At 64.9% G+C, this 21,903-nt stretch carries 21 protein-coding genes and 1 tRNA gene; 17 read left to right on the forward strand and 5 right to left on the reverse strand.

The window, feature by feature from the left end; genetic code table 11:
- Positions 1-130: 130 nt before the first annotated feature.
- The 4 genes from QU44_RS07585 to QU44_RS07600 all read left to right on the forward strand — a co-directional run bounded on the left by QU44_RS07585 (position 131) and on the right by QU44_RS07600 (position 4,005).
- Positions 131-1,234 (forward strand): DUF3089 domain-containing protein, encoded by a 1,104-nt coding sequence (locus tag QU44_RS07585; RefSeq protein WP_033921319.1) that lies wholly within the window; start codon positions 131-133, stop codon positions 1,232-1,234.
- Positions 1,231-1,692 carry a Holliday junction resolvase RuvX gene (gene ruvX, locus QU44_RS07590; protein ID WP_033921320.1) on the forward strand — a complete coding sequence of 154 codons (462 nt, stop codon included), beginning with the start codon at positions 1,231-1,233 and terminating at the stop codon, positions 1,690-1,692. Before QU44_RS07585 ends, ruvX begins: the two co-directional genes overlap by 4 nt.
- A 106-nt stretch (positions 1,693-1,798) precedes the next feature.
- On the forward strand, positions 1,799-2,788 hold the full coding sequence (locus tag QU44_RS07595; protein ID WP_033921321.1) for an aspartate carbamoyltransferase catalytic subunit: 990 nt from the start codon (positions 1,799-1,801) through the stop codon (positions 2,786-2,788).
- Entirely contained in the window at positions 2,785-4,005 is a 1,221-nt protein-coding gene (locus QU44_RS07600; protein WP_033921322.1) for a dihydroorotase, read from the forward strand. Before QU44_RS07595 ends, QU44_RS07600 begins: the two co-directional genes overlap by 4 nt.
- Before the next feature lie 25 nt (positions 4,006-4,030).
- Here QU44_RS07600 and QU44_RS07605 read toward each other — a convergent pair whose 3' ends face one another.
- From QU44_RS07605 to QU44_RS07615, 3 genes are read right to left on the reverse strand one after another with little or no spacing between them, the layout of a single operon-like run.
- On the reverse strand, positions 4,031-5,353 hold the full coding sequence (locus tag QU44_RS07605; protein WP_033921323.1) for an SPOR domain-containing protein: 1,323 nt from the start codon (positions 5,351-5,353) through the stop codon (positions 4,031-4,033).
- A 16-nt stretch (positions 5,354-5,369) separates the two neighbouring features.
- Positions 5,370-5,885: a hypothetical protein gene (locus QU44_RS07610; RefSeq protein ID WP_033921324.1), complete on the reverse strand. Its 516-nt coding sequence runs from the start codon at positions 5,883-5,885 to the stop codon at positions 5,370-5,372.
- 1 nt (position 5,886) lies between these two features.
- Entirely contained in the window at positions 5,887-6,600 is a 714-nt protein-coding gene (locus QU44_RS07615) for a ParA family protein (protein ID WP_033921325.1), read from the reverse strand.
- A 177-nt stretch (positions 6,601-6,777) separates the two neighbouring features.
- On the opposite strand from QU44_RS07615, the gene QU44_RS07620 reads away from it, so the two are divergent.
- Positions 6,778-7,755, forward strand: a complete 978-nt coding sequence (locus QU44_RS07620) for an SPOR domain-containing protein (RefSeq protein WP_033921326.1) — start codon at positions 6,778-6,780, stop codon at positions 7,753-7,755.
- A gap of 24 nt (positions 7,756-7,779) precedes the next feature.
- Here QU44_RS07620 and serB read toward each other — a convergent pair whose 3' ends face one another.
- A complete protein-coding gene (serB, locus tag QU44_RS07625; RefSeq protein ID WP_033921327.1) occupies positions 7,780-8,649 on the reverse strand; it encodes a phosphoserine phosphatase SerB in 870 nt (289 codons plus the stop codon).
- A 25-nt stretch (positions 8,650-8,674) separates the two neighbouring features.
- Here serB and miaA point away from each other — a divergent pair, with 25 nt between their 5' ends.
- The 6 genes from miaA to leuA all read left to right on the forward strand — a co-directional run bounded on the left by miaA (position 8,675) and on the right by leuA (position 15,922).
- A complete protein-coding gene (miaA, locus tag QU44_RS07630; protein ID WP_081987914.1) occupies positions 8,675-9,568 on the forward strand; it encodes a tRNA (adenosine(37)-N6)-dimethylallyltransferase MiaA in 894 nt (297 codons plus the stop codon).
- A gap of 87 nt (positions 9,569-9,655) precedes the next feature.
- Positions 9,656-11,401, forward strand: coding sequence for an acetolactate synthase 3 large subunit (locus QU44_RS07635; RefSeq protein WP_033921329.1), 1,746 nt, complete (start codon positions 9,656-9,658; stop codon positions 11,399-11,401).
- 111 nt (positions 11,402-11,512) lie between these two features.
- Entirely contained in the window at positions 11,513-12,028 is a 516-nt protein-coding gene (ilvN, locus tag QU44_RS07640; RefSeq protein WP_033921330.1) for an acetolactate synthase small subunit, read from the forward strand.
- Positions 12,029-12,128: 100 nt separating this feature from the next.
- Positions 12,129-13,148, forward strand: a complete 1,020-nt coding sequence (gene ilvC, locus QU44_RS07645; RefSeq protein WP_033921331.1) for a ketol-acid reductoisomerase — start codon at positions 12,129-12,131, stop codon at positions 13,146-13,148.
- A 215-nt stretch (positions 13,149-13,363) separates the two neighbouring features.
- Positions 13,364-13,990, forward strand: coding sequence for a YceI family protein (locus QU44_RS07650; protein ID WP_033921332.1), 627 nt, complete (start codon positions 13,364-13,366; stop codon positions 13,988-13,990).
- Between the two features lie 258 nt (positions 13,991-14,248).
- A complete protein-coding gene (gene leuA, locus QU44_RS07655) occupies positions 14,249-15,922 on the forward strand; it encodes a 2-isopropylmalate synthase (protein ID WP_033921333.1) in 1,674 nt (557 codons plus the stop codon).
- Between the two features lie 168 nt (positions 15,923-16,090).
- Here leuA and folE read toward each other — a convergent pair whose 3' ends face one another.
- Positions 16,091-16,714, reverse strand: a complete 624-nt coding sequence (folE, locus tag QU44_RS07660) for a GTP cyclohydrolase I FolE (RefSeq protein WP_033921375.1) — start codon at positions 16,712-16,714, stop codon at positions 16,091-16,093.
- Positions 16,715-17,083: 369 nt separating this feature from the next.
- Between folE and QU44_RS07665 the strand changes: the two genes are divergently transcribed.
- From QU44_RS07665 to QU44_RS07690, 6 genes are all read left to right on the forward strand, one after another.
- The gene (locus tag QU44_RS07665; RefSeq protein WP_033921334.1) at positions 17,084-17,356 is read left to right on the forward strand and encodes an SWIB/MDM2 domain-containing protein; all 273 of its coding nucleotides are present in this window, start codon (positions 17,084-17,086) and stop codon (positions 17,354-17,356) included.
- 85 nt (positions 17,357-17,441) lie between these two features.
- Positions 17,442-17,999 carry a (2Fe-2S)-binding protein gene (locus QU44_RS07670; RefSeq protein ID WP_033921335.1) on the forward strand — a complete coding sequence of 186 codons (558 nt, stop codon included), beginning with the start codon at positions 17,442-17,444 and terminating at the stop codon, positions 17,997-17,999.
- A gap of 102 nt (positions 18,000-18,101) precedes the next feature.
- Positions 18,102-19,088 carry an RcnB family protein gene (locus QU44_RS07675; RefSeq protein ID WP_052134431.1) on the forward strand — a complete coding sequence of 329 codons (987 nt, stop codon included), beginning with the start codon at positions 18,102-18,104 and terminating at the stop codon, positions 19,086-19,088.
- A gap of 87 nt (positions 19,089-19,175) precedes the next feature.
- Entirely contained in the window at positions 19,176-19,856 is a 681-nt protein-coding gene (locus QU44_RS07680) for a prolyl hydroxylase family protein (protein ID WP_033921336.1), read from the forward strand.
- A 139-nt stretch (positions 19,857-19,995) separates the two neighbouring features.
- Positions 19,996-21,759 (forward strand): single-stranded-DNA-specific exonuclease RecJ, encoded by a 1,764-nt coding sequence (recJ, locus tag QU44_RS07685; RefSeq protein WP_033921337.1) that lies wholly within the window; start codon positions 19,996-19,998, stop codon positions 21,757-21,759.
- Positions 21,760-21,823: 64 nt separating this feature from the next.
- Positions 21,824-21,898: transfer RNA gene (locus QU44_RS07690), tRNA-Glu, on the forward strand.
- Positions 21,899-21,903 lie beyond the last annotated feature (5 nt).

Here is a 21,903-nt window from a genome sequence, read left to right on the forward strand (position 1 = left end):
AGCATCGTGCCTTGCCCGCTTCAAGCGTCCGACTGGCGAACCAGCGGTTGCACCTTGCACGCAGGTGACGCACGAGAAGGCCCAAAGCTGGGAGCGGTGATGCCGCATCGCGAAGGGAAAGGCCGAAATCGTGGAGCGTAAGTTTCTGTATCTGGTGGTCGTGCTGATCGTCCTGGTGATCGCCGCCGGCATAGCTTATCAAATTGATGCTATTGGGTTGATGCGAAAAACGATGGTGCCGAAAGTGCCATTCGTCGCCCAGCCAGCCGCCGCGCCCAATGCCTATGCACAGCCGGCCATGTGGATCGCCCGCCCCGACCGCGCCGAAAATCCGGCGATGTGGGTGCCTGAAGGGTTCGCACCCGGCAAAAACCCGCCCGCCGCCGTGTTTTTCATCCATCCGACATCCTATCTCGACACCGGCCAGTGGAACGCCCCGCTCGACAATGCCGTTGCCAATGCCCGCGCGGCGACGTTCCTGCGCGGCCAGGCGAGTGCCTTCAATGAAGTCGGCGCGATCTGGGCACCGCGCTATCGGCAGGCGACGTTCGGCGCGTTCCTGACCAGCGAGCAAAGCGCACGCCAGGCGCTGGCACTTGCCTATGGCGATGTGCTGGCGGCGTTCGATCGGTTCGTCCTCGAAGTCGGGCCGGAGCGCCCGATCATCCTGGCGGGCCACAGCCAGGGCGCGCTGCACCTAACCAATTTGCTCAAGGACCGGATCGCAGGCCAACCGATCGCACGGCGAATCGTCGCTGCCTATGTCGTCGGCTGGCCGGTATCGAAGCCTGCCGACCTGCCCGCCTTGGGCCTGCCCGAATGCCGCACCGCCGATCAGACCGGCTGCATCCTGTCGTGGCAGACCTTTGCCGAACCCGCCGATCCGGCGCTGCTGTTCGACACCTTCGATCAGACGACTGGCTTCAACGGCCAGCCGCGTGCCGGGACGCCGGTGGTGTGCACCAATCCGATCACCGGCAATGCCGGCGATTCGGCCCCGGCCTCGGCCAATCTTGGCACGCTGTTGCCGTCCGAGGATCTTACCCAGGCGACACTGGCGGCGGGACAAGTCCCCGCGCGATGCGACGGACGCGGCATCCTGTTGATCGGCGCGCCGCCCGAAATGGGCAATTTCGTGCTGCCGGGGAACAATTATCACGTGTTCGACTACAGCCTGTTCTGGGCCAATGTCCGCCGGGATGCGGCACAGCGCATGGCGGCATTCGCGCAATGATCACCACCGACAAGGGCGCGTTTGCGGCGGTCTTGCCCGATGGCGGACGCTTGATCGGGCTGGACGTGGGCACCAAGACGATCGGCACCGCCTTTTGCGACGCGGGCTGGAGCTTTGCCAGTCCGGCGACGCTGATCCGCCGCACCAAGTTTCAAAAGGACAAGGCCGAAATCATCGCCATGATCGCCAAACAGGCGGTGCGCGGGATCGTCATCGGCCTGCCGCTCAACCTGGACGGCAGCGATTCGCCGCGCACCCAATCGACTCGCGCCTTTGCCCGCAATGTCGATGATCTGGCGTTGCCGGTGTTGCTGTGGGACGAACGCTGGTCGACCGTGGCGGTGGAGCGAACGCTGATCGAGCAGGACGCAAGCCGCGCCAAGCGCGCCGAACGGATCGACAATATGGCCGCCGCCTGGATCCTTCAGGGCGCGATCGATGCGCTGGCGCATGGATGACGGCGGGTAATCAACGCCTTAGATCGCCGCCCCTTCGGCATGGTCCCAAAGCGCGTATCGGCATAAGCTTGCGCCCAGGGCGGGGGCGTTCTACCCGCCAGTCTTAATGTCAGCATCGGACCACTCCCCCGCCGCCGTCCTCGACGGACGAGCCGCGTTCCCGCACCGGCACCTCACCGGAATCGGCGGATTGCAACCGCACGAAATCACCTTCCTGCTCGACGAATCCGAACAATGGATCGAGGCGAATCGCGCGCGCGCCAAAAATGATCGCCGGCTCGACGGGGTTACCCAGATCAACGCCTTTTTCGAAAATTCGACGCGCACCTTGCTGTCGTTCGAAATCGCGGGGAAGCGGCTGGGGGCCGATGTCGTCAACATGGGCGTCGGCCAATCGAGCGTGAAGAAGGGCGAAACGCTGATCGACACCGCGGTGACGCTCAACGCGATGCGCGCCGACGTGATCGTCATCCGCCACGGCAGTTCGGGCGCGGTGCAGTTGATTGCCGACAAGGTCGATTGCCCGGTGCTCAACGCCGGCGACGGCAGCCATGAACATCCGACACAGGCACTGCTCGACGCGCTGACGATCCGGCGGCGGCGCGGCAGCATCGCCGGCCAGCGCGTGGTGATCTGCGGCGATGTGCTGCACAGCCGAGTCGCGCGGTCGAACATGCTGGCGCTCGCCTCGCTCGCCGCCGAAGTCCGCGTCGTCGGCCCGTCGACGCTGATGCCTGCGGCGGTCGAGCAAATGGCGGTCACGCGCTTCACCGATTTCGATGCCGCATTGGAAGGCGCGGACGTCGTCATGATGTTGCGGCTGCAAAATGAACGGATGTCGGGGGCGTTCATCCCGTCGACCCGCGAATATCATCGCCGCTATGGCCTGACGCCGCAGCGGCTGGCGCTGGCCAAGCCCGACGCGCTGGTGATGCACCCCGGGCCGATGAACCGTGGGGTAGAGATCACCTCTTCAGTCGCCGACATGCCCGGACGATCGGCGATCACCGAACAGGTCGAAATGGGGGTCGCGGTGCGGATGGCCTGCCTGGATGTGCTTACCCGGCGCGCCCGCGGTGTGGAGGGTTGGGCATGACCACCGTTTTCGTGAACGCGATGCTGGTGTGCCCCGAGGCTGGCGCGCGCCGTGGCAGCCTGCAGGTGGGCGGCGATCGAATCACCCGCGTCGGCGATTTCGATCCGCCGACGGGTTCGACGATCATCGATTGTCGTGGCCGGATGCTCGCGCCCGCGATCGTGGATCTGGGCGTCTTTGCGATCGACAAGCCTGCATGCCTTGCCGGCGGGATCGTCCGTGTCGGGCTGATGCCCGATCAATCGCCGATCCTCGACGATCCGGGCATCGTTCAGCGCGCCGCCGACATGGGGAAGCCCGAGCTGTGGGTCCATCCGATCGCCGCCGCCACGCGCGGCCTGGCGGGAATCGACCTTGCTGAAATGGCGATCAACCAGGAGGCGGGCGCACGCGCCGTGGCGACCGGACGCGGCTGGATCGCCGACAGCGGCGTGATGCGCCGGGTGCTGGCCTATGCCGCCGACATCGGCCTGACCGTGATCGCGCATCCCGAGGATGCCGGGCTTGCCGCAGGCGCCGTGGCGACCGAGGGAGAGACGGCGACGCGGCTGGGCCTTCGCGCCGCGCCCGCCATCGTCGAATCGCTGGCGATCGCGCGGGACCTGATGCTGGCGCAGGAAACCGGCGCGGCGATCCATTTCCGGCAAGTGACGACCGCCGGCGGGTTCGACCTGATCCGCGCGGCGCGTGCCAGAGGCGTTCGCGTGACTTGCGGCATTTCGCCCGCGCATCTGTTGCTGTCGGACATCGCGATGAACGATTTCCGCACCTTCGCGCACCTGTCGCCACCGCTGCGGTGCGAGGCAGATCGTCAGGCGGCGCTGGCCGCGCTGGCCGACGGCACGATCGACGTGCTCACCTCGTCGCACGATCCACGCGGGCCGGAGGAAAAGCGCCTGCCCTTCGCCGATTCGGCTCCGGGCATGTCGGGCGCAGAGACGCTGCTGCCGCTTGGGCTTGGGCTGGTGCATGACGGCACCATCACGATCGAGCGGCTGTTCGCGCTGCTGGCGCACAATCCCGCGCACATCCTTGGCCTGGAAACCGGATCGCTCACCGTCGGCCACCCCGCCGACCTGATCCTGGTCGATCCCGACATCGGCGCGCAAATTGTCGGGGAGAAAATGGTCGGACGCGCCGGCAACACGCCGTTCGACGGGCTGCCCGTGCAAGGCCGGGTAAAGCTGGTGATGAAGGGCGGCACCCGGCTCGATTGAGCCTGGCGCTGCCGAACGCTGCGGTTCAGCGCATCGCCATGCGTGCGGGCGTAACCCACGCCGCCATGCGATCCCCTGCCTGCACTCGAACGAAGCAATTGCCGCCACCGGCGCGTACCGCGCGGCAGACGCGATCGGCGTCGGCGCGGGCGAAGCCGCCCACAGAAAGCCTATAGAAATTCTGAGTCCGCACGCTGATGCTCGCAGCCTGCGGCGTCATCGCGCCCAACGTGCCGACACGGCGCGACAACCGGCTCCACGCCTCGCGCGCTATGCCCGCATTTTCATAGGCACCAAGCTGCACATAGAAATCGCCGCGCGCTGGACCGGCAGCGGCAACCTGCACCGGCACGGCGACCGACGCTCGCCGGGACGGAGCCGCTGCTAGGCGCGTGGTTGCGCCATAGGCCGAGGGCAGCGCTTGCACGACCTCCCGGCGCTCGGCAAAAACGATGCGGCGCGCAGTAGCCTCGGCACGCACGGGCGCAGCGGCGGCGGGCACATCGACGCTTGCGACTACCGCAGGCTCGATCGCGCTCGCCACCGGCTCGCTGATGGATTCAGCCCAGATCGGCGCGGCAGCAACTTGCTGCGGCATGGCGTTGAGCGCGAGCCGCACAGGACGCCCCTGATCGGCGACGGGCACGATGTTCATCAGCGCGGCAACCTGATCCGATGCAGTCGTCGGTCGGGCAAAGGCTGCCCATTGCATGATGCGCTGCTGCACCTGCGCTGCGGGCAGATCGATCTCGGCGATCGTCTTTGCTTCCATCCACCGCCCCGACAGCGCCAGGCTGAGCGCCAGGTTCTGACGGACTTTTGCGTCGGCTTCGGGCTGACGCGCCGCCTCGCCCAGCAACTGCACCGCAGCAACCGGATCGCCAGCCAACGCCAGCGCCAGTCCGCGATCGGCAGCGCTGATATAGGCGGCATGTGCGGCAAGCGTTCCGCGCGCACGCTCCCACTGCCCCATCGCCGTCTGCGCCAGCGACAGGTTCAGTGCGGCACGGCCGTTGGTCGGATCGAGGCTGAGGGCTTCCTCAAGCGCCTGCGCCGCTGACAGGAAGCGCCCGCCGCTGAGGTAGGTCTGGCCGAGCAGCGCGCGATAGCCCGCATCCTGCGGCACCATCGCCACTGCCTGTTCGGCATGACCGATCGCCTGCACGAAGGCGCGGTCGTCGAGTGCATTTTGCGCTGCTTTGGCGTCTTTTGCCGCCCGCTTGGTGACGGCATCCGAATCGGTCTTGCCTGCGAAGGCTGCGGAAAAATGCATCGACGTGCCGCCAATCGCCGACACCGCCATCACGGTCACGGCAGCCCCAAGGCCAATCTTGGTCACGGTCTTCATCGTGCAGTCCCCAACATCATCTTTTGGCCACAGGAAGCTGGCTCGCCAGCACTTCGACCTCGGGCACGGTCGCCAAAAAGGCGTCGAGCGCCTGGATCATCAACATCTGCGCCGATTGATTGCGTACCGCCGACGCCAGCCGCAGTCGCAAATGGCGATCGGCTTCGAGCCGCAGGGTAAAAGCCGCCTTGGTCTTCTTGGCCGTCACCTCACGCGCCATCCTGGCAACGGTGTTGGCTGAAACGGCACGCGATACCGGCGATTCCACAGGAGCAAACGGCACGACTTCCTGCGCCAGCGCCTCTCGCTGCCGAAGCACTGGAGGAACCGGCGGGTGCGGATCGGGCTGGGTTGCCGAAGCAATCGGTTCGGCCGGCGCAGGCGAACCCATGTCGTTCCAGCCAAGGTCTTCGGCCAGCGAATTATAGCCCATCAGCCCTTGCGGGCGCATTGCCGGCTTGGCCTGCCCTTTGCGGGCGAGCAGCCCCGATGACAGCGAAGCGATTGGCTTGGCGGATCCGAACATCGCCATGTCAGCCCACCACCCGGCGGCCAAAGCCGCCAGCGGCGCGCGAGGCGGCGAAGCCGCTGGTAGCGGCGGGTGGGGCGAAGACGGTGCGGCGGAAATTCTTTTCCAGCCGGTCGGAGATATAGGACCAAAGCGCCGTGACTTCGGCGGCCGATTTGCCCTTGGGGTCGACCTCCATCACCGTGCGTCCGTCGATCATCGACGCGGCGAAATCGGTGCGATGATGCAGCGTGATCGGCGCGACCGTGCCGTGCTGCGACAGCGCGATCGCCGCTTCGCTGGTGATGCGCGCCTTTGGCGTGGCGGCGTTGACGACGAAGATCAGCGGCTTGGCGGCGCGATCGCACAGGTCGACCGTCGCGCCCACCGCGCGCAGGTCATGCGGACTGGGCCGAGTCGGGATGACGATGAGTTCGGCAACCGCGATCACGCTCTGGATCGCCATGGTGATGGCAGGCGGTGTATCGATCACCGCCAGGCGAAAGCCCTGTTGGCGCAGCACTTCGAGATCGGCGGCGAGGCGCGCGACCGTGGTCTGGGCGAACGCCGGCATCTCGGTCTCGCGCTCGTTCCACCAATCCGACAGCGAGCCTTGGGGATCGATGTCGATCAGCACCACCGGGCCGGCACCTGCAAGCTGGGCCTGCACCGCCAGATGCCCCGACAGCGTGGTCTTACCCGAACCGCCCTTCTGCGATGCCATCGCCAGTACGCGCATGAGTTCCCCTGAAATCCCGCTATTCCAGCCTCCTCCTATCCGCGAGAAGCCATAAGAAGCCGTTAATAGCGACATGCGGGCACCGCTTCGCCGGGTGGTTATGGTTCAGGAAATCTTTGCCAATTATTGCTAAGCAGCGCTATTTATGAACAGGATTATCGAAGTGGGGGCATCGTTATGAAGAAGCGTCTATTGCTGGTCGCGGCGGCAAGCCTTGGCCTGTTGGCAGCCGCACCGATGCAGACGAGCGATGTGAAGGCCGGTGTCGATGCCTGGGCGCGCGGTGATTTCAAACGCGCGGTGGAGCAGTGGCGTGGTCCGGCGGTGAGCGGCGATGCCGATGCCCAGTTCAATCTGGGGCAAGCCTATAAGCTGGGGCGCGGCGTGCCGGTCGATCTGGCGATGGCCGAGGAATGGTATCGCAAGGCAGCGCTGCAAAACCATGCGCAGGCGCAGGATAATTACGGCCTGGCGCTGTTCCAGAACGGCAAGCGCGGCGAGGCGGTGCCATGGCTGGAGAAATCCGCCGCGCGGGGCGAGGCGCGATCGCAATTCGTGCTGGGGACAATGTTGTTCAACGGCGATGCCGTGCCCAAGGATTGGGTGCGCGCCTATGCGCTGATGGCCCGCGCCAATGCCGCCGGCTTGCCGCAAGGATCGCAGACGCTGGCGCAGATGGACAAATTTATCGGCCTGGCCGACCGGCAGAAAGGGCTGGCGCTGGCGCGGCAATATGAAAACGAACTCACCCGCGCACCCTCGCTAACCGCCGCCAACCCCCCGACCGGCCCAGCAGCGATGGCGCGTGTCGATGTGCCCCAGTCGCAACCAGCGGCTAGGCCAGCGCCGGCTGCGGTGCCGCTGGCAGCAGCCGACAAGCCACCAGTTCCCGGTGCAACACCAAAGTTGGTGGCGGCGCGCACTTCAGGCGATTGGCGGATCCAGCTCGGGGCATTCCGCGATGCTGGCAATGCGCGATCGCTGTGGACCAAGGTGTCGGGCATCGGCGCGCTGGCGGGCACCAAGCCCTATTACGTCAAGTCGGGCGAGGTGACGCGCATGCTGGTGGGGCCGTTTGCCAGCAACGCCGAGGCTGCCCGGGCCTGCGCCGCGGTAAAGCGGACGGGGCAAGACTGCCTGCCGACCAAGGGCTAACCATATTCCCCGGTACGGGAAGGCTTAGCTGGTCACCCAATCTGCGCGGCCAATCCCCTGAGCATATAGTAACGCAGTGAGGTCACCATGCTCGATCCGCGCCGCTGCGGCAGCGGCGACGATCGGCTTGGCACGATAGGCAATTCCCAGCCCCGCCGCGCGGATCATCGGCAAGTCGTTGGCACCATCGCCCACCGCCATCGTCGCTTCGGGCACCAGCCCCAGATCGGCCATCGCTGCCCGCAACGTTGCTTCCTTGGTGCTCGAATCGACGATGGGCTTCTCCACCTCGCCGGTCAGCACATCCTCGGCGATCAGCAACCGGTTGGCGATCACGCGATCAAAGCCGATTTCTGCCCCCACCGGGTCAGCAAAGCGCGTGAAGCCGCCAGAAATCAGGATCGTCGCCGCCCCGCGTGCGCGCATCGTGCGCACCAGCGTCTTTGCCCCCGACGTCAGCGTCACCCGTTCGGCAAGGCAGCGGTCGATCGCCGATGCTTCCAGCCCCCGCAGCAGCGCCACCCGCGCATCGAGCGCTTCGGCGAAATCGAGTTCGCCGCGCATGGCCCGCTCGGTAATGTCGGAGATCTGCGGCTTGACCCCGGCATAGTCGGCGAGTTCGTCGATGCACTCAACAGTGATCATCGTCGAATCCATATCGGCGATCAGCAGCCGCTTTAGCCGGTCTGCTTGCGGCTGGACCACGATGTCGACGCCGGGGATTACCCCCTCCAGCGCATCGCGAGCGGCGAGCGAGGCTCCGTCGAAATACAGATCGGCGGCGACACCCTCGTCGATCCAGGCCCAGTCGCCCGGCAAGCCCAGTGCATCGCGCGCGGCGGAAATATCCCCCGCAGTAAGCGATTCGGATGCTATCAGCGTCGCTGTGAACAAGGTGTCTTCCTCTGGCCGACCAATTGTGGCGCTCATCGCAGGGCCGACCGCAAGCGGCAAGTCCGCGCTCGCACTGGCGCTGGCCAAGCGTCATGGTGGAACGATCATCAACGCCGATTCGGCGCAAGTCTATCGCGACCTGCGAATCCTGTCGGCGCGCCCTTCGATCGCGGAGGAAGCACAAGCACCGCATCGGCTGTTCGGCCATGTCGACGGGACCGAAGTATATTCGGCGGCGCGCTGGGCCGATGAAGCCAAAGCCGCGATCGATGAGGCACACGCGGCTGGCGGCCTGCCGATCCTGGTCGGTGGCACCGGGCTGTATATCCGCACCTTGCTCGACGGCATTGCGCCGGTGCCCGATATTGATCCGGCGGTGCGCGACGCGGTGCGGGCGATGCCGGTGGCGGCGGCGCATGCAGCGCTGGCCGCGCTCGACCCGGCAGCCGCCGCGCGTCTTGCCGCGGCCGACACAACGCGGGTGGCGCGCGCGCTGGAGGTGGTACGGTCGACCGGCCAAACGCTTGCCGCCTGGCAGGCCGAGCGCCACGGCGGCATCGCCGATGCGATCGACTTGCGCCCGCTGATCCTGCTGCCCGAGCGTGAGTGGCTGTTCGATCGCTGCGATCGCAGGCTGGAGTCGATGTTCGACCAAGGGGCGGTGGACGAGGTAAGGGCATTGCTGGCGCAGCCGGGTATTCCAGTCGTCGCCCCGGTTCGCCGGGCAATCGGGGTGCGCGAAATCGGTGACTGGCTGGCGGGGAGGATCGACCGTGACACGGCATTGGCAATGGCCAAGCTGGCAACGCGGCAATATGCGAAACGGCAATATACCTGGTTCCGAAACCAGCCCCCGGCCGCATGGCCGCACCATCAAGCGACAGAATGTGACGATATTGTGTCAATTTTTGCCATTTAGTTACGCAATTGTGAGTTGACGTGTAGTTTTAATGCCGGTAGCAGCGCCCCTCGCGACCCTGCTGCGGCGCAATAAAGGAGACGAACTGTGACGCAGAAAAGTGGAGCCGATATCCTGGTCGAGGCGCTGTGCGATCTCGGCGTGGAAATCGTGTTCGGCTATCCCGGCGGCGCGGTGCTTCCGATTTACGACGCACTGTTCCGGTCGAAGCGCATTCGCCACATCCTGGTGCGGCACGAACAGGCAGCGACGCATGCCGCCGAAGGCTATGCGCGATCGACCGGCAAGCCCGGCGTCGTGCTGGTCACGTCAGGCCCCGGCGCGACCAATGCGGTCACCGGCATCACCGATGCACTGCTAGATTCGATCCCGATGGTGGTCATCACCGGACAGGTGCCGACCAGCCTAATCGGCACCGATGCGTTTCAGGAGGCCGATACCGTCGGCATCACCCGCCACTGCACCAAGCATAATTATCTGGTGAAAGACCCCGCCAAGCTGGGCGCGGTGATCCACGAGGCGTTCCATATCGCCACCTCGGGACGCCCGGGGCCGGTGGTGATCGACATCCCCAAGGATGTGCAGGTCGCAACCGCGCATTATACCAAGCCCGGCCCGATCCAGCACAAAGCCTATCGCCCCCAGATGAAGGCCGATCGCGCGTCGATCGAGGCGGCGGTCGACATGCTGGCAGCGGCGGAACGCCCGATCCTCTACACCGGCGGCGGCGTCATCAATGCCGGCCCCGGCGCATCGCTGTTGCTGCGCGAACTGGCGCGGATCACCGGCGCGCCGGTCACCTCGACGCTGATGGGCCTGGGAGCCCTGCCCGCCTCCAGCCCGCAATGGCTGGGGATGCTGGGGATGCACGGCACGTATGAAGCCAATATGGCGATGAACAAGGCCGATTTGATCGTGTCGGTCGGCGCGCGATTCGATGATCGCGTGACCGGCAGGCTCGATGCGTTCAGCCCGCTCAGCCGCAAGATCCACATCGACATCGACCGTTCGAGCGTGAACAAGAATGTCCGTGTCGACCTGCCGGTGATCGGCGATGCCGGGCTGGTGCTGGAGGACATGATCCATGTCTGGAAAAGCCGGCATTACCCCAAGCCCGACCTTGCCGAATGGTGGAACCGGGTAAATGGCTGGCGCGCGGCCAAGTGCCTCGACTTCACCGACGCCGAAGATTCGATCATGCCGCAGCGCGCGATCCGGCAATTGTACGACGCGACCAAGCATCGTGCGCCGATCATCTCTACCGAAGTCGGCCAGCATCAGATGTGGGCGGCGCAGCATTTCGGGTTCGAAGCGCCGAACAAATGGCTGACTTCGGGCGGCCTCGGCACGATGGGCTATGGCCTGCCAGCCGCGATCGGCGCGCAGCTTGGCAATCCAGGTGCCTTGTGCATCGACATCGCCGGGGAAGCATCGATCCAGATGAACATCCAGGAACTGGCGACGGCAACGCAATATCGGCTGCCGGTGAAGGTGTTCATCCTCAACAACGAATATATGGGGATGGTCCGCCAATGGCAGGAGCTGACCTATTCGAGCCGCTATGCCGAAAGCTATTCGGATTCGCTGCCCGATTTCGTGAAACTGGCCGAAGCCTATGGCTGGAAGGGTATTCGCATCGAAACCCGCGACCAGCTCGATCAGGGTATTGCCGATATGCTCGCGCATGACGGGCCGGTGATGGTCGATTGCATGGTGTCGAAGCTCGCCAACTGCTTCCCGATGATCCCCTCGGGCGCGGCGCATACCGAAATGATGCTGCAAGCCAATGAAGTTACCGGCGAAATGGACGACGAGGCCAAGGCGCTGGTGTAACTTCTGCCCCCCTCCCGCTTGCGGGAGGGGTCGGGGGAGGGCTTTCTAAGCGCCGTCCTCCATCTCCCCACCCCTGCCCCTCCCGCAAGCGGGAGGGGGGAAGAGACGATCATGAAGATTCGCCAAGAATTGCAGGAACGACACACCCTGGCGGTGCTGGTCGATAACGAACCGGGCATCCTGGCGCGCATCGCCGGGCTGTTTTCAGGTCGCGGCTATAATATCGAAAGCCTGACCGTTACCGACGTGTCCGAGGACGAAAGCGTCAGCCGGATCACCATCGTCACCAGCGCATCGGCGCATGTGATGGAACAGATCATCGCCCAGCTCGACCGGCTGGTGCCGGTGCACAAGGTGACCGACCTCACCGCGCTTGGCCCGCATGTTGAACGCGAGTTGGCGCTGCTGAAAGTCGCCGGGGTCGGCGATCACCGGATCGAGGCGCTGCGGCTGGCCGATGTCTATCGCGCGCGCGTCGTCGATGCGACCACCAGCAGTTTCGTGTTCGAAGTGACCGGCGGCAGCGAAAAGATCGACAAGTTCGTCGAACTGATGCGCGAAGTCGGCCTGATCGAGGTCGCCCGCACCGGCGTCGTCGCGATCTCGCGCGGGAAAGAAGCCGCTTAACCCGGATTTCATCGTCATCCCCGCGCAGGCGGGGATCCATAATCACTGGCGCCTGCGGGTATGGATTCCCGCCGGCGCGGGAATGACAAAAGGAAAAAACATGCGTGTTTACTACGACTCCGACGCCGACCTGAACCTGCTGACCGGCAAGAAGATCGCCATCCTCGGCTATGGTTCGCAGGGTCACGCGCATGCGCAGAACCTGCGCGATTCGGGCGTTACCGACGTCGCGATCGCGCTGCGCGAAGGATCGGCGACCCGCGCCAAGGCCGAGGCCGCCGGCTTCAAGGTGCTGTCGAACCGCGAAGCTGCGCAATGGGCCGACCTCATCATGATGGTTGCCCCCGACGAGCATCAGGCGGCGATCTGGGACGCCGACCTCAAGGGCCATATGAAGCCCGGCGCGGCGATCGCCTTCGCGCATGGCCTCAACGTCCATTTCGGCCTGATCGAGCCGCCCAAGGACATCGACGTCATCATGATCGCGCCCAAAGGCCCCGGCCACACCGTGCGCAGCGAATATGTGCGCGGCGGCGGCGTGCCGTGCCTGATCGCGATCCATCAGGACGCGACCGGCAACGCGCATGACATCGCGCTTGCCTATGCCAGCGGCGTCGGCGGCGGGCGTTCGGGGATTATCGAAACCAATTTCCGCGAGGAATGCGAAACCGATCTGTTCGGCGAGCAGGCAGTGCTGTGCGGCGGCATCACCCATCTGATCCAGGCGGGGTTCGAGACGCTGACCGAAGCGGGCTACGCCCCCGAAATGGCCTATTTCGAGTGCCTCCACGAAACCAAGCTGATCGTCGACCTGCTATATGAGGGCGGCATCGCCAACATGCGCTATTCGATCAGCAACACCGCCGAATATGGTGACATCACCACCGGCCCGCGCATCATCACTGACGAGACCAAGAAGGAGATGAAGCGCGTGCTCGACGACATCCAGTCGGGCCGCTTCGTCAAGAACTTCGTCCTCGACAACCGCGCCGGCCAGCCCGAGCTCAAGGCGGCGCGGAAGCGTGCCGAGGCGCACCCGATCGAAAAGGTCGGCAGCGAATTGCGCGCGATGATGCCGTGGATCGGTGCCAACAAGCTGGTGGACAAAGAAAAGAACTGACCGAGTAAATACAGGCCCTCACCCTATCGGCGCTGCGCGCCTCTTCCCTCTCCCGCCTGCGGGAGAGGGAGGGAGCGGCGTAGCCGCGGAAGGGTGAGGGACTGTCACCCAAAACCAGCATAGTTGGAAACGCTGGGTTCCGATCCAACGGTTTGACTCCACCGCCCGCACAACCGACCTTCCCGTTCGGTATCAACGAACAGGGAACCTCCATCATGCGCAAGAGCCTCACCTTCCTCGCCCTTCTCGCCGCGACCCCGCTGATCGCGCAGTCGACCCCCGGCCTCCCCGGCCAGCAGGATGCCAGCCGTGTCACCGCCGGCACCTACACCGCCGATGCCAATCATTCGCTGATCGGCTGGGAAGTCGATCATTTCGGCTTTAACCCCTATTTCGGCATTTTCGGCGACGTCGCTGGCACGCTGACGATCGACCCCGCCAATCTTTCGGCGACCAAGGTCGATGTCACCATTCCAGTGTCGAAGGTCGTCACCGCCAGCGCCGGCCTGACCGGCCATCTCACGCGCCCGGGCAAGGACGGCGGCAAGCCTGACTTTTTCGGCGCGAATGCCTCCGATGCGCGGTTCGTCTCTACCGCGGTGAAGGCAACGGGCAATACGGCGCTGATCATGGGCAATCTGACGCTGAACGGCGTGACCAAGCCTGTCACGATCGAAGCCGAGTTCGTCGGCGCGGGCAATAACCCGATGAACAAGAAGCTGACCGTTGGTTTCGAGGGCGACACCACGATCAAGCGCAGCGATTTCGGCATCATGGGCGCGCTGCCCGTCGTGTCGGACGAAGTCGAACTCGACATCACCATCGCGTTCGAGAAAAACTGAATAGTGATTCAGTCGCCGCGTAGCCCCTTGCGGGCTGCGCGGCGCTTTTACTGGCCCTCGCACAAAGATGCTGGACGCGGCGGCACTGGGAAGGCATAGCGGGGTCATGACCTTGGCACCGATCGCATCGCTTCGACTTACGCGCCCTTAAGGCGCGACGCGACGATCCTGCGCGCCCCTTAAGGGTGACTTTCGAACCATCGATTTTCCCGCCGGCGCTCGTGAAGTGCCGTGCCAGCGTGTTCAGAGAGGCCAGCGATGCTGCGCGATCCATCGACCAAATACCGCCCCTTCCCCGCCGTCGACCTGCCCGATCGCCAATGGCCTTCGCGCAGCATCACCCAGCCGCCGCGCTGGCTGTCAACCGACATGCGCGACGGCAATCAGGCGCTCATCGATCCGATGGATGCCGAAAAGAAGAACCGGTTCTTCGACCTGCTGGTATCGGTGGGCTTAAAGGAAATCGAGGTCGGCTTCCCCAGCGCGGGCGCTACCGAGTTTGATTTCATCTCGGGGCTGGTGCGCTCTGGCCGCATTCCCGACGATGTAACGGTGCAGGTGCTGACGCAATCGCGCCGCGATCTGATCGAAAAGAGCTTCGAGAGCCTCGACGGCGCGAATCGCGCAATCGTGCATCTGTACAATGCGGTGTCACCGGCATGGCGGCGGATCGTGTTCGGCATGAGCCGCGACGAAGTGCGCGACATCGCGGTGACCGGCGCGAAGATCATGCGCGACGAAGCGGCCAAGCGCCCCGCCACCGACTGGCATTTCGAATATAGTCCCGAAACGTTTTCGACCGCCGAACTCGATTTCTCGCTCGAGGTGTGTGCCGCGGTGATGGAGGTGCTTCGCCCCACCCCCGATCACCCGCTGATCCTGAACCTGCCCGCGACCGTCGAGGCGTCGAGCCCCAACATCTATGCCGACCAGATCGAATATTTCTGCCGCAACGTGCCCAATCGCGACAGCGTGGTGATCAGCCTGCACCCGCATAATGATCGCGGCACCGGCGTCGCCGCGGCCGAATTGGGGCTGATGGCGGGTGCCGATCGGATCGAGGGTTGCCTGTTCGGCAATGGTGAGCGGACGGGTAATGTCGATCTCGTCACGCTGGCGCTGAATATGTACACCCAGGGGATCGACCCGAAGCTCGATTTTTCGGACATCGACCGGGTGATCGGCACCGTCGAATATTGCAACGCGCTGCCGGTGCATCCGCGCCACCCCTATGCCGGCGAACTGGTGTTCACCGCCTTTTCAGGCAGCCACCAGGACGCGATCAAGAAGGGTTTCGCCGCGCAGGAAGCCCGCAACGACGAGATCTGGAACGTCCCCTATCTGCCGATCGATCCCGCCGATCTGGGCCGCAGCTATGAGGCGGTGATCCGCGTCAATTCGCAATCGGGCAAGGGCGGTGTCGCCTGGGTGCTCGAACAGGACAAGGGGCTGAAGCTGCCCAAGCGGCTTCAGGCCGATTTCAGCCGCCACGTCCAGGCGATGGCCGACGAAACCAGCCGCGAGCTGAACGCCGGCGACATCTGGCACACCTTCAACCGGGTCTATCGCCTCGATCCGGCGCAATATTTCACGCTCGAAGCCTATGAGGAAACCCGCGCCCCCAATGGCGACCGCATCTTCGCCGGCCATGTCGGCATCGGCGGCGTCACCCGATCGGTCAGCGGACGCGGCAATGGTCTGATTTCAAGCGTGCTGGCGGCGCTCCGCGATGGGTGCGGCATCACCCTCGACGTCGCCGATTACAGCGAACATGCGATCGGCCACGGATCGGACGCGCGCGCCGCCGCCTATATCGAATGTGTCGATGCCGATGGCCGAACATTGTGGGGCGTGGGTATCGACGAAGATGTCGCAACCGCCAGCGTGCGCGCGGTGCTGTCGGCGGCAAATGCCGCGCGCGGCAGGGCGTAACCCCCTGCTGCCAAGCCCTCTCCCGCACGCGGGAGAGGGTTGGGTGGGGGCTTTCTTACTTCTGCGCAGCGACGAAGAAGAACGAACCCTCACCGACTGCGACTAGGCCGCGCAAGTGCGCGACCAAGTCTCCGTTGCCTCTCCCGCACGCGGGAGAGGGTCGAACATTCACATCCCCATCAGCGCCAGCACTTCCTTGCGGCTGCGTTCGTCGTCGCGGAAAATGCCCATCACCCGGCTGGTGACCATCGACACGCCGGGGGTTCGCACCCCCCGCGCGGTCATGCAGGCGTGGCTTGCCTCGATCACTACCGCTACGCCGCGTGGCTTGAGGTGGGTCCAGATGCAGTCGGCCACCTCGGCGGTCAGCCGCTCTTGCACCTGAAGCCGGCGGGCAAAGGCATGCAGCACGCGCGCCAGTTTGGAGATGCCGACGACGTGATTGTCGGGCAGATAGGCGATATGCGCCTTGCCGATGATCGGGGCCATGTGGTGTTCGCAATGCGACTGAAACGGGATGTCGCGCAGCAGCACGATCTCGTCATAGCCGCCGACTTCCTCGAACACGCGCGACAAAAGATGGCCCGGATCGTCGCCATAGCCGCTGCAATATTCCCGCCAGGCGCGCGCGACACGCTTGGGGGTGTCAAGCAACCCCTCGCGCGTGGGGTCGTCGCCAGTCCAGCGGATCAGCGTGCGGATCGCTTCTGCAACATCCTCTGGCACTTCGATCTTGGGTGGGGATGCGACCAGGTCGCCCTCGCCGATAGCGGCGTCGTCGTCGATACTCATCATCACTCCCCCTAGAATCGGTCCTGCCGCGTCGGCAAGCCTTGCGCCGTGCCCGCCTCATTTAAAGCGCGCGAAACCGGCGGTTTTCCACATCGCCAGCCGTCAAAAATGGCGAGTCGTAGCGCCGATACAAGATCAAAGCTGGCAACCTAGCCCAAAGCCCGTTCGCACCATGGGCCGGTAGCCGGGCAGCCCGCCGGCGATGCGGCACAGCATTTTCGGCTGTTGCCCCGCCGCCACGCCGCCTGTCCTTGCAACCGCAGCCAATCACGTTACGATATTTGCTGCTTGATCTTCTGCCGGAAGGCTAGGAGACACAAAGCGTGAAGCATGGCGCGCTGTTGCGTCGATGCCGGTACAGGGGGGCGTATGGCCAAGGAAACGACTGCAAAGACTGCTGCCAAGGGCGGCCTCGCCAAGCCGGTGACGCCGTCGCCCGAACTGGCCGAGATCGTCGGCACGGCAGACCTGCCGCGCAGCGAAGTCGTGAGCAAGATGTGGGAATACATCAAGAAGCACGATCTGCAGAATCCGAACGACAAGCGCGAAATCCTTGCCGACGACAAGATCGAGAAGATCTTCGGCAAGAAAAAGGCCAGCATGTTCGAGATGAACAAGCTGCTGAGTGCACATTTGAAGTGATCATGTCCGATGACCGGGGCGATACGCCCCGGTCATCGGCATATCCCCTTTCCCAAGCGGCAGCGGGAAGCGTATCGCAAGCGCCATGACCCGCCTGACCGTGAACAACCAGCCAGTCCAGTACCGGCTCGACCCGGCAACGCCGCTGCTTTTCGCGCTGCGCGACGCTTCCAATCTCACCGGCACCAAATTCGGCTGCGGCACCGGCGAATGCGGCGCATGCACCGTCGATATCGATGGGCAGGCGGTGCGATCCTGCCGGATCACCCTGGCTGCGGTCGAAGGCACGTTCGTCACCACGATCGAGGGGCTTTCGCGCGATCGCGGGCACCCGGTGCAACAGGCATTTCTGGCATCGAACCTGTCGCAATGCGGCTTTTGCATCCCCGGCATGGTGATGGCGGCGGCGGCGCTGATCCGGCGGGATCGCGATCCCTCAGACGACACCATTCGTGCGGCGATGACCAATTTGTGCCGCTGCGGCATTCATCCGCGCTTGCTAGAGGCGGTGCGGCGTGCGGCCCGGATCGCGCGCGGCGACGAAAATGTCGTGCCGATCGCATCCCCCGACATCGAGCCGGCCGACGCCGCGCGCACCGTACCGGCGCTTGCCCCGCCGCCCGCGACCGCGCCCGAAAGCTGACAGACTCCTTTCATCTCAATTCAGCCATCGCTAATCTCATCCAGTGCAAAAGTGAAACGTCGGCAAAACCAGATAGGCAAAGCGCCGGCGGAGGATTTCGCGATGATGAACAAGTGGATGGGTGCATTGCTGGCAGCGACCGCGCTGATCCCGGCAACGGCAATGGCGCAGGACGGCAACCGCCGCGAAGGCCGCCAGCAGCAACGTGCCGAACGGCAGGTGATGCGCGTGCAGCCACAGACGCGCGAAGTCGGCAATCTCAACATCCGCGCGCAGCGTCAGGATGGCGGCGAACGGCCAGCAGTGCGCCAGGAGCGCCCGGCACAGCGTTTGTCCGACCCGGTGCAGCGCGAGCAGTTCGTTCGCGAACGTCAGGCGGTGCAGGTTCAGCGCGAGAGCAATCGGGCCGATCGGCAGGTAAACGGCCAGCCGATGCGTTCCGAACTTCGCCGTCAGGACGCGGCTCCACAGCGTCAGGCGTTTCGGGACGACCGCCAGGATGACCGCGGCGACTTCCGGGACGAACGCCGCGTCGATCGCGACGCCCGGCGCGGGGGCGTGGTGACCCAACCGCAATTCCGCGCCGATCGCAACGACGCACGGCAGGATTTCCGCCGCGACCGCGCCGACGATAGGCGTGATTTTGACCGCGATGGTCGCAACAATTGGGGCCGCAACAATTGGGGCAGCAATAACTGGGGCAACAACAATTGGGGTCGCGACAACTGGGGCGGTAATAGCTGGAACAACAACCGCGCCTATGCGGGCAATCGCGGCGGCTGGAACCGTGGCTGGCGGAATGACAATCGCTATGACTGGCGCGGCTATCGGCAGGTCAATCGCAACGTTTTTCGCCTGCCGCGCTATTATGCGCCGACCGGCTATCGCTATGGCTATCAGCGGTTCGGCATCGGCGTGACGCTCGGGTCGATCCTGTTTGCGCAGGATTACTGGATCGCCGATCCATGGGCGTATCGCCTGCCGCCGATCGACGGACCGTTCCGCTGGGTGCGCTATTACAATGATGCGCTGCTGGTCGATCTTGCCTCGGGCCAGGTGGTCGATGTCGAGCATGACATCTTCTGGTGATTTGTAGCGGATAGGGTGAACAAGGGGCTCGGTGCGACGGCATCCGGGCCTCTTGCTTTTTGCCGGCCGCGCGGCGACTTGGGGCGGATGGCAACCCAAGCGAAGAAGCCCGGCGCCCCATCGCCTGTGCGGCAGGAAATCGGTTCGGCCACCGCCGCTCGGCTCGAAGCCAATCCCGCGATCAAGAAGATCCGCAACGACAGCGTACAGGCGTATTTCCACGCCGATTTCCTCTCCAACGCCGAATGCGCGACGCTGATCGACATCATCGATGCTGGCCGGCGACCCTCGACGCTGTTGTCACGGACCAAGGACGATACGTTCCGCACCAGCGAAAGCTGCGACATGGATCGTTACTCGCCGATCATCCAGCCGATCGACGAGCGCGTCGCGGCGCTGCTCGGCATGCAGCCCGAACATGGCGAGACGATGCAGGGCCAGCGTTATGCACCGGCGCAGCAATTTCGCGCGCATCATGATTATTTCCATCAGGGCGAGCCCTATTGGCCCAAGATGCAGCAAACCGGCGGCCAGCGCACCTGGACCGCGATGTGCTATCTAAACGATGTCGGCGAAGGCGGTGCCACCTGGTTTCCGCAAGCGGGCATCCGCGTGCCGCCGCGCAAGCGCATGCTGCTGATCTGGAACAACATGAACCCCGATGGCAGCCCCAATGAGCGCACGCTGCATGAGGGGATGGCGGTGGTACGCGGCACCAAATACATCTTCACCAAATGGTTTCGCGAGCAGCCCTGGCTGCAAGGCTGACCGGGCGGTGCGACCACCACCGTTCGTCCTGAGTAGGGACTGAGCGAAGGCGAAGGCCCGTATCGAAGGTTCTGCCCAACCGGCTCCCGCTGCCGGTTTCCGCTGGCCCCCTCCCCCGTCTCTCGCTACCCCCGGCGCCATGTCATCGGTATGTAACGTCACCGCCTCGATCCTTGGCCAACCCTGGCGCTGGCGGGGGCTGGCAAGCGACACGCTGGGTGGCGGTTTCGTGCCCGACGATCTGGTCACCGGCCTGTTGCTGTCGCGCGGTGCCTCGCGGGAGGCACTCGATCTGTATCGCAATCCGTCGATCCGCGGCTTCATGCCCGATCCGTCGATCTTTCGCGACATGGACCGCGCCGCCGATCGGCTCGCCGATGCGGTGCAGGCGGGCGAGCAAGTGGCGATTTTTGGCGATTATGATGTCGATGGTGCCACTTCCGCCGCGCTGATGGTGCTGCTGCTGCGCGACCTGGGGATCGAGGCGCGGCCCTATATCCCCGATCGGCTGATGGAGGGCTATGGCCCGTCGGGCGCGGCACTGGTGCGGCTGGCGCGTGAGGGGGCGACGCTGATCGTCACCGTCGATTGCGGCGCACAAGCCTTCGAAGCGCTCGACATGGCGCGCGATGCCGGGGTCGAAGTGATCGTGGTCGATCACCATAAATGTTCGACCGCTCTGCCCTTTGCCCATGCGCTGGTGAACCCAAACCGGATGGACGAGGACGAAGGCGCGGCGCACGGCCATTTGGCGGCGGTGGGGGTTGCATTCCTGCTGGGCGCGGCACTGATCCGCACCTTGCGCGCGCGCGGCTTTTTCGCCGGGCGCGAAGAGCCGAAATTGCTCGAGCTGCTCGACATTGTCGCGCTGGGCACCGTGGCCGATGTGGCGGCGCTACGCGGGCTCAACCGCGCGTTCGTCGCGCAGGGGCTGAAGGTGATGGCCAAGCGCCGCAATATCGGCCTGACCGCGTTGATCGAGGCATCGCGGCTGACGCGCGACCCCACCTGCACCGATCTTGGCTTTGCACTGGGGCCGCGAATCAATGCCGGTGGACGAGTCGGGCGGGCCGATCTTGGCGTGCGTCTGCTAACCACCCGCGATCCTGCCGAAGCGCGCGCGATTGCCGAGGAGCTCGACCGGCTGAACGAAGAACGCCGGATGATCGAAGCAGCGGTGCAGGAGGGCGCGGAACTGCTTGCCGAACGCCAGGCCAATCGCGCGGTGATCGTCGTCGCCGCGCCCGGCTGGCACCCCGGCGTCATCGGCATCGTGGCGGGACGGCTGAAGGAAGCGCTTGGCCGCCCGGCGATCGTCATCGCGCTCGACGAGCATGGCGTTGGCAAGGGATCGGGGCGATCCATTCCCGGTGTCGATCTGGGTGGCGCGGTGCTTGCCGCCAAGGACGCCGGCCTGCTGGCGGCGGGCGGCGGCCATGCGATGGCGGCGGGCCTGACCGTGGCCGAAAGCGACATCGACGCCTTTTCGACCTTTCTCGACGACCGGCTGTCTGCCGCCGTCACCCGATCGATCGCCGATCGCGCGCTGCTGGTCGATGCGGTGCTGGCCCCGGGCGGTATTCATCCCGGACTGGTCGACGCGCTCGAAGCCGGCGGACCCTATGGCATGGGCTGGCCAAGCCCGCGAATCGCCGCCGGGCCGGTGCGCGTGATCAAGGCCGACCGGGTCGGCAACGGCCATGTCCGCGCGATCGTTGCGGGTGACGATGGCCGCAGTCTGAAGGCAGTGGCATTTCGACAGGCCGAAACGGCATTGGGGGCCGCGCTGCTGGGCTGCCCACCGCATCGCCGGCTGTGGCTGGCCGGGCGCGCCAAGCGCGACGACTGGGGCGCAAGGCCCGCCGCCGAGCTGCATATCGACGATGCCGCATGGGTTGTGTGAAATACCGCCCAACGCCCCCTTGACCACCACACCCACCTTGCCCTAGTTGCCCTCTCTCGCTGACGGCCCCTTCGTCTAGCGGTTAGGACGCGGCCCTTTCACGGCTGAAGCACGGGTTCGATTCCCGTAGGGGTCACCACCACA

The organism is Sphingomonas sp. 37zxx, from assembly GCF_000786205.1.
Classification (GTDB): domain Bacteria; phylum Pseudomonadota; class Alphaproteobacteria; order Sphingomonadales; family Sphingomonadaceae; genus Sphingomonas.